General features: G+C 63.3%; 8 protein-coding genes. 4 read left to right on the top strand and 4 right to left on the bottom strand.

The window, feature by feature from the left end; all coding sequences use genetic code 11:
- Window positions 1-446 (top strand): ATP-binding protein (locus ASR47_RS00200; protein ID WP_171898855.1); only part of this gene is annotated, 446 nt, incomplete at its 5' end.
- Window positions 447-516: 70 nt separating this feature from the next.
- Here the strand turns inward: ASR47_RS00200 and ASR47_RS00195 are convergent.
- From ASR47_RS00195 to ASR47_RS00185, 3 genes are read right to left on the bottom strand one after another with little or no spacing between them, the layout of a single operon-like run.
- Complete coding sequence (locus tag ASR47_RS00195; protein ID WP_065305770.1) at window positions 517-1362, bottom strand: LacI family DNA-binding transcriptional regulator; 846 nt, start codon at window positions 1360-1362, stop codon at window positions 517-519.
- Between the two features lie 28 nt (window positions 1363-1390).
- Window positions 1391-2377, bottom strand: a complete 987-nt coding sequence (gene iolG / locus ASR47_RS00190) for an inositol 2-dehydrogenase (RefSeq protein ID WP_065305769.1) — start codon at window positions 2375-2377, stop codon at window positions 1391-1393.
- A 27-nt stretch (window positions 2378-2404) separates the two neighbouring features.
- Window positions 2405-3229 carry a TIM barrel protein gene (locus ASR47_RS00185; RefSeq protein ID WP_065305768.1) on the bottom strand — a complete coding sequence of 275 codons (825 nt, stop codon included), beginning with the start codon at window positions 3227-3229 and terminating at the stop codon, window positions 2405-2407.
- Window positions 3230-3519: 290 nt separating this feature from the next.
- Here ASR47_RS00185 and ASR47_RS00180 point away from each other — a divergent pair, with 290 nt between their 5' ends.
- On the top strand, window positions 3520-4617 hold the full coding sequence (locus ASR47_RS00180) for a fatty acid desaturase family protein (protein ID WP_065305767.1): 1098 nt from the start codon (window positions 3520-3522) through the stop codon (window positions 4615-4617).
- 37 nt (window positions 4618-4654) lie between these two features.
- Window positions 4655-4966, top strand: a complete 312-nt coding sequence (locus ASR47_RS00175; RefSeq protein WP_065305766.1) for a MocE family 2Fe-2S type ferredoxin — start codon at window positions 4655-4657, stop codon at window positions 4964-4966.
- A gap of 9 nt (window positions 4967-4975) precedes the next feature.
- On the opposite strand, the gene ASR47_RS00170 is transcribed toward ASR47_RS00175, so the two are convergent.
- Window positions 4976-5836 carry a MurR/RpiR family transcriptional regulator gene (locus ASR47_RS00170; protein ID WP_065305765.1) on the bottom strand — a complete coding sequence of 287 codons (861 nt, stop codon included), beginning with the start codon at window positions 5834-5836 and terminating at the stop codon, window positions 4976-4978.
- Window positions 5837-6144: 308 nt separating this feature from the next.
- Here ASR47_RS00170 and ASR47_RS00165 point away from each other — a divergent pair.
- Window positions 6145-6439, top strand: a 295-nt coding sequence (locus ASR47_RS00165; RefSeq protein WP_245714210.1) for a PfkB family carbohydrate kinase, incomplete at its 3' end; no start/stop codon positions are given.

Below are 6439 nucleotides of genomic sequence, written 5' to 3'. Positions count from 1 at the left end.
CCACCGGCGCCGGCAAATCATGGCTGGCCTGCGCGCTGGCGCAGTACGCCTGCCGGCGTGGATACTCGGCGATCTACCAGCGTGTACCGCGCTTGCAGGAAGAACTGCGCATCCGGCACGGCAGCGGTGCCTTCGGCAAATGGCTGCTGCAACTGGCCAAGACCGACGTCCTGGTGCTCGACGACTGGGGCATGGGGACCATCGACAGCATGACGCGCTCGGATCTGCTGGAGATCATCGACGACCGCGCCGGCAACAAGGCCACCATCATCACCAGCCAACTGCCGGTCGAACACTGGCATGCATGGATCGGCGATGCCACCATCGCCGACGCCATCCTGGACCGCGTCATGCAGCGCAACCACCGCTTCACGCTGACCGGCGACTCGCTGCGTGCTCAGCGACCTAAAACAGCCAAAAAGGAGAAAAATATCGACCCATCGTGACCGCAGGGATTAGAATTTGACCGCGTAACGCCATCCGCTGCGCAGCGGTCACGTTCGCCGGAATGGCTGGTCACGTTCGCCGGAATACGCAGTTGTAGATGCCGACCAGATCGGGCCAGGCCTTGACGGCGCGCGCGACGGCGGCGTGGCAGCGGTCGGGCTGGTCGTGGCATTGGCGCACCTCGCCGCACAGCAGGCCCGGGTAGCGCTCGGCCAGCACTTCCTGCACGCCATGGATGCGCTCGGCGTGCGCCTGGTATTGCAGCGCATTGCTGATCAACAGGATGCGGCCCTGGGCCGGCAAGGCGCGTCCCAGGAAATGGCCGGCCGTGCGGCCGGCGCGGTAATTGTCGATGCCGGCGTAATGCAGGCGCGGCACGTCGGCAATATCGCTCATCAGGGTTACCACCGGCACCCCCGTATGAATCACCTGGCGCAGCGCGGCGCGCACGGTGATGCTGTCATGCACGGCAACGATCAGGCCATGGCGCTTCTGGCGTGGGCTGAGGATGGCGCGTGCGATGCGCTCGTCCTGGCCATCGCCCTCGGCCACCAGGGTGCGGTGGATCACCACTTTTTTGTCCAGCATGTGCATGGCGCGCTGGAACGCCAGGTTGAGGCGCTGGAAGTACGGCGTGCCGCTGCCGGCCAGGATCACGTCGAAGCGGGTCAGGCCGCGCCGCGGCTCCGGCAGCAGCCGCGGCACGCCCAGGCGCCGGGCGGCGGCCACCACGCGCGCGCGGGTCGCGGCCGAGACGCTGCCGCGCTCGTTGAGCACGCGGTTGACCGTGGTCTCGCTCACGCCGGCTTCGGCGGCGATGTCGCTAAAGCGCGCCGAGCGCTTGCGGCGGGTGGCGGGGGCGGGTTCCTGCGGCAAGTCGCTCATGCTGGTGTCCTGCTTGAAAACAGCCATCATGCACCAGCCGCAGGGCGCCTCACAAGTTTTACAGCTCGACGATGCGCCGCTCGCGCCACGACACTTCGGCCGCCTGCGCCAGTTGCAGCGCCTTCAGGCCATCGGCCACCGTGGTGCGCACCGGCTTGCCGTCGATCAGGGCGGCGACGAAATGGGCCATTTCGGCGGCATACGCGGCGCGGTAGCGTTCCAGGAAGAAGTTTTCCGGCAAGCTGGTCGCCACGCCGCTGGCGGTCCAGGCTTCCACTTCCGTCGGGCGATGGTTATGCGCCTGCAGCATGCCGGCGCTGCCCAGTACCTCGAAGCGCTGGTCATAGCCATAGGCGGCGCGGCGGCTGGTGTTGATCTGGCAGAGGCGGCCCTTGCGCGTGCGGATCGTCACGGCGGTGGTGTCGGCGTCGCCCGCTTCGCCCACCTTCGGATCGGTCAGCACCGAGGCGGTGGCGTAGACGCTGACGGCTTCGTCGTCGAGGATCCAGCGGAACACGTCGAAGTCATGAATCAACATGTCCTTGAAAATGCCACCCGAGCTGCGGATGTAGTCGAGCGGCGGCGCGCCCGGATCGCGGCTGGTGATGGCCAGCACTTCCGGCACGCCGATGTCGCCGGCGTCGATGCGCGCCTTGAGCGCGGCAAAGGTGGGATCGTAGCGGCGCTGGAAGCCGATCAGCGCCGTCACGCCGGCCTTGGCGACGGCGTCGGCGCATACCAGGGCGCGCTCGACGGTCAGGTCGACCGGTTTTTCGCAAAAGATATGCTTGCCGCTGGCGGCGGCGCGCAAGATCAGGTCGGCGTGGCTGTCGGTACTCGAGGCGATGATCACGGCCGCGATCTCGGGATCGGCAAATACCGTGTCGATATCACTGACCTGTGCGCCATGCTCGCTGGCCAGCGCGGCGGCGCTGGGCGCGTGCACGTCGACTACGTATTTCAGGCGTACGCCTTGCTGGCGTACCAGGTTGGCGCTATGGATCTTGCTGATGCGGCCGGCGCCGAAGATGGCTACTTGTAACATGTTTTTTCTCCTGTGAATGTGGGTGGATCAGGCGCCGATGCCGTCGCGCAAATGGGCCATGCTGGCGCGCAGCTGGCTTTCGATATCGTCCGAGGCTGCCACTTCTTCAGCGAACGGCTCGTAGGAAATGCAACCCTGGTAGCCGCGCGCCAGCAAGGTTTTGATCTGCGCCAGATTGCCCAGTCGGTCGCCGGCGCCGACCAGCACGCGGTGCATATCGCGCATGGCGGCGACCGGCACGGCGCCGTCTTCCACGCCGGACACATGGATGAGCCCCGTCAGGTCAGGGAAAAAGATGTCTTCGCCGGCCAGGTGATGGTGGAAGGTATCGTGCACCAGCTTGAAATCGTGTTCGGCACCGGCGTCGTACATGGCCAGCACGGCCTGCGACTTGCGGCGCACCGCACACTCGGCAAAGCCCAGTGGTTCGATCAGGCCCAGCACGCCGCGTTCGGCCAGCATCGGTTTGAGCGCCGTCAGCGCCGCCACCAGGGCGCGATGGCGCTCGCCCGCATCGCGGCTGTCGCGCAGGCTGTTGGTCGGACACAGCACCAGCGCCTGGGCGCCACAGTCGGCGGCGTAGTCGATCAGCGCACGCGCCTCGCGTTCACGCTCGGCATCGAACTGCTCGAAGCGCTGCAGGGCGTTGATCGAGCGGATCGTGATGCCGGCCGCTTGCGTCATCTCGCGGATCTGGCGCGCCGGCGTGCCGTCGTTGATTTCAACGCCGTCGAGGTCATTGCGAATTTCAATCGCGCGCACGTCGAGGCGCTGGCACAGGGCCAGGTAGTCGGCGAAACCGATGCGCGGTGCGCTCATGCGGTTCAGGGAAAACAGGTAGGGGGCAGTCATGGTGGTGCGTCTCCATCGGGATTTGTCGTGTGGTGGCGCCTGGTAGCGGCGCCTGTCGACAATGTAAGAAATCGCGGCTTCGAACGCAGCATGAAAATTGACCATAAATGGTCATTCGCCGGGAAAGCCGGGGCGTGAACAATGTGCAAATGATGGAAATGATAGGCCGCCTGCGCCCCGGATGATGGCTTTTGACAGAGTTTTCAAGATCTGCTTGAAGCGGCCTGCCGCACGCCACTACTATCGCTTCCATGGACCAAGGCGGTTCCAATCGACCCACGGAGGAGCACATGGCAATACAGGCAGAAAGCACGCAGGATCGCAAACGCGGCTATCAACTGATAGGCGGCGACGGCGAACAGGCCATAGAGCAGGGGCTGGCCAATGCGCAGTGGTATCGCTGCGCACTGACGCGCCCGCAAATGAAGGGACTGATGCAGCGCCGGGACGCCACCGCGATCCGCGACACCTTGATCTGGTTCAGCCTGATTGTGGTGTCGGGTGTGCTGGCCGCAATGAGCTGGGGCAGCTGGTGGGCCATCCCCGCCTTCTTTCTGTACGGCACCCTGTATGCGGGGCCGGCCGATTCGCGCTGGCATGAAACCAGCCACGGCACGGCCTTCAAAACGCCGTGGCTCAACAACGCGGTGTACCAGATCGCTTCCTTCCTGGTCTTGCGCCGGCCGACGCAAAAACGCTGGAGCCACGCACGCCACCATACCGACACCCTGATCGTCGGGCGCGATCCCGAGATCGTGGTGCCGCGCCCACCCGACCTGTTCGGTTTGCTGCTCAATTGCTTCAACCTGAAATCGGGCTTGAGCGAGCTGGGCCAAGTGTTACTGAACGCCGCCGGCAAGATTTCCGCCGACGACCGCACCTTCGTGCCCGAAAGCGAACACGGCAAGATGGTGCGCGAAGCACGCATCTGGTGTCTGATCTATGGCGCCGTGCTCACCGCCTGCTTCGCCACCGCCAGCATCAAGCCGCTGGTCTTTATCGGCCTGCCGTCCTTTTATGGCGCGTGGCTGAGTTTGTTCTTCGGCCTGACCCAGCATTCCGGGCTGCCCGAAAACGTGCTCGACCATCGCCTCAATTGCCGCACCATCTATATGAATCCGGTGTTCCGCTTTTTATACTGGAACATGAATTACCACGCCGAGCATCATATGTTTCCCATGGTGCCTTTCCATACCTTGCCCAAACTGCACGAGCTGATCAAGGACGATTGTCCGCCGCCTTACCCCAGCACCTTCGCCGCTTACCGCGAGCTGATCCCTGCGGTGCTGCGCCAGGTGCGCGAGCCGGGCTACGCCGTGCAGCGCAGCTTGCCCCAGCGTGGCGGGGCTGCATTGGATAACCTGCCCGATGGCGCCTACGCCAAATAAAATCATCATTCATAACAACAAACCAAAGGAGACCAATATGAGCTGCTGGACCGAAGTGTGCGAGTTCGACGAGATCGACGATGAAGACGTGATGCGGTTTGACCACGCCGGCAAGACCTACGCCGTATACCGCCTGAACAACCAGGCCTATGCCTCGGATGGCCTGTGCACGCATGAAAAAGTGCACCTGGCCGACGGCTTGGTGATGGGTAACGTGATCGAGTGCCCCAAGCACAACGGCCGCTTCAACCTGACCACCGGCAAGGCGCTCGGCGCACCCGTCTGCGTGAACCTGAAAACCTATCCGGCCAAGGTCGAGGATGGCGTGATCTTTCTCGACCTGGCCTGACGCGGCGCTTCAGTCCACCGGCTGCGCGCCGATTTCCTCAATGTCGATCTCGAGCCGGTAGGCCAGGGCGATGAACAGCGCCTGGCACAGGCAGATGGTGCTGGTCAGCGAACGGAAGGCAAAAGCGCTTCCTTCGGCCACCGTGAGCAGGGCGTCGGCCGTGCGCGCCAACGGCGCCAGCTTGCTGTCGGTAATGACCAGCACGCGCGCGCCGTTGTCGTGCGCCATGCGCGCGCATTCCAGGGTTTCCTTGCCGTAGGGCGCAAAGCTGATGGCAATCGCCACGTCGCCGGCCCGTACGCTGCGCATCTGGTCGCGGTGGCCGCCTCCCAATCCCGTGACCAGGTGCGCACGCTTGCTGGTGTGCTGCAGCGCGTAGGCGATATATGACGCCACCGGAAACGCGCGCCGCACACCCACGACATAGATATTGTCCGCCTGCTGCAGCAAGATGACGGCCGCTTCGAGCTGTTCGTCGTCGAGCCCGGCTGCCAGTTCGTCGAGGCCGCTGCGGCTGGCGCCGATGAATTCGCGCGTCAACTCGCCCGTGCCGACCTTGCCGTCACGCGTGGAAATGAGCTTGCGGATGCGCTGGCGATAGTTCGGCGCGGCCCGGGCCTGGTCCGTATAGGCCTGGCGAAACACATCTTGCATTTCACTGAAACCTGAAAAACCGAAGCGCTGGGCAAAGCGCACGATGGCCGACGGCTGCACCTGGCAGGCGGAGGCGATATCGCTGATGCGTTCGAGCATCAGGCTGCTGCGATGCTGTTCGATATGCTTGGCGATCAATTTCAACTGGCGCGACAGGCTTTCGTACTCGTCGGCGATTTGTTGCATCAACTGGTCGATCGAGGAGGTTTGTGCCATCTCTTGCTCTCTTTTCTGGTGTAGCGGTCTTAAATGGAAACAATTTTCTATTTAAATTAATTTCGAAATTTTTATTGCTTTTTGTTTTTTGCTGACTTATTCTAGAAACACTGCAGCCGGGACCGAAGCCCGTGCGCCTGCCGCCATGTGCCGCGCAGCGTCGTGTTTTTCGGTCGCACAAGAGGTAAAGCATACGGGATTTTCACGGTATGCAACAACTCACAGGCAGGCCGTCCAGGCCATTGCCGGCTTGCGCAAAACTATAAACAGAGACCATCAACGCTGCACGCATTCAGAAAGATACATCGATGAAGAATCCAACTCCTTTCGCATCGGGCCGCGCGCTCGACGTGATCTGCCTGGGCCGCCTGGCGGTGGACCTGTACGCGCAGCAGATCGGCAGCACCCTGGAAGACGCCACCAGCTTCGCCAAATACCTGGGCGGCTCGTCGGCCAATATCGCCTTCGGTACGGCCCGCCTGGGCCTGAAGTCGGCGATGCTGTCGAAGGTCGGCGACGACCATATGGGCAGGTTTTTGACCGACACCCTGGCCAGGGAAGGCTGCGATGTCAGCCATGTCGGCGTCGACCCCAACCGGCTGA

This window comes from Janthinobacterium psychrotolerans (genome assembly GCF_001677885.1).
Classification (GTDB): domain Bacteria; phylum Pseudomonadota; class Gammaproteobacteria; order Burkholderiales; family Burkholderiaceae_D; genus Janthinobacterium; species Janthinobacterium psychrotolerans.
Note: the sequence above shows the minus strand (reverse complement) of the source record. Positions and strands in the feature narration are given on the sequence as shown.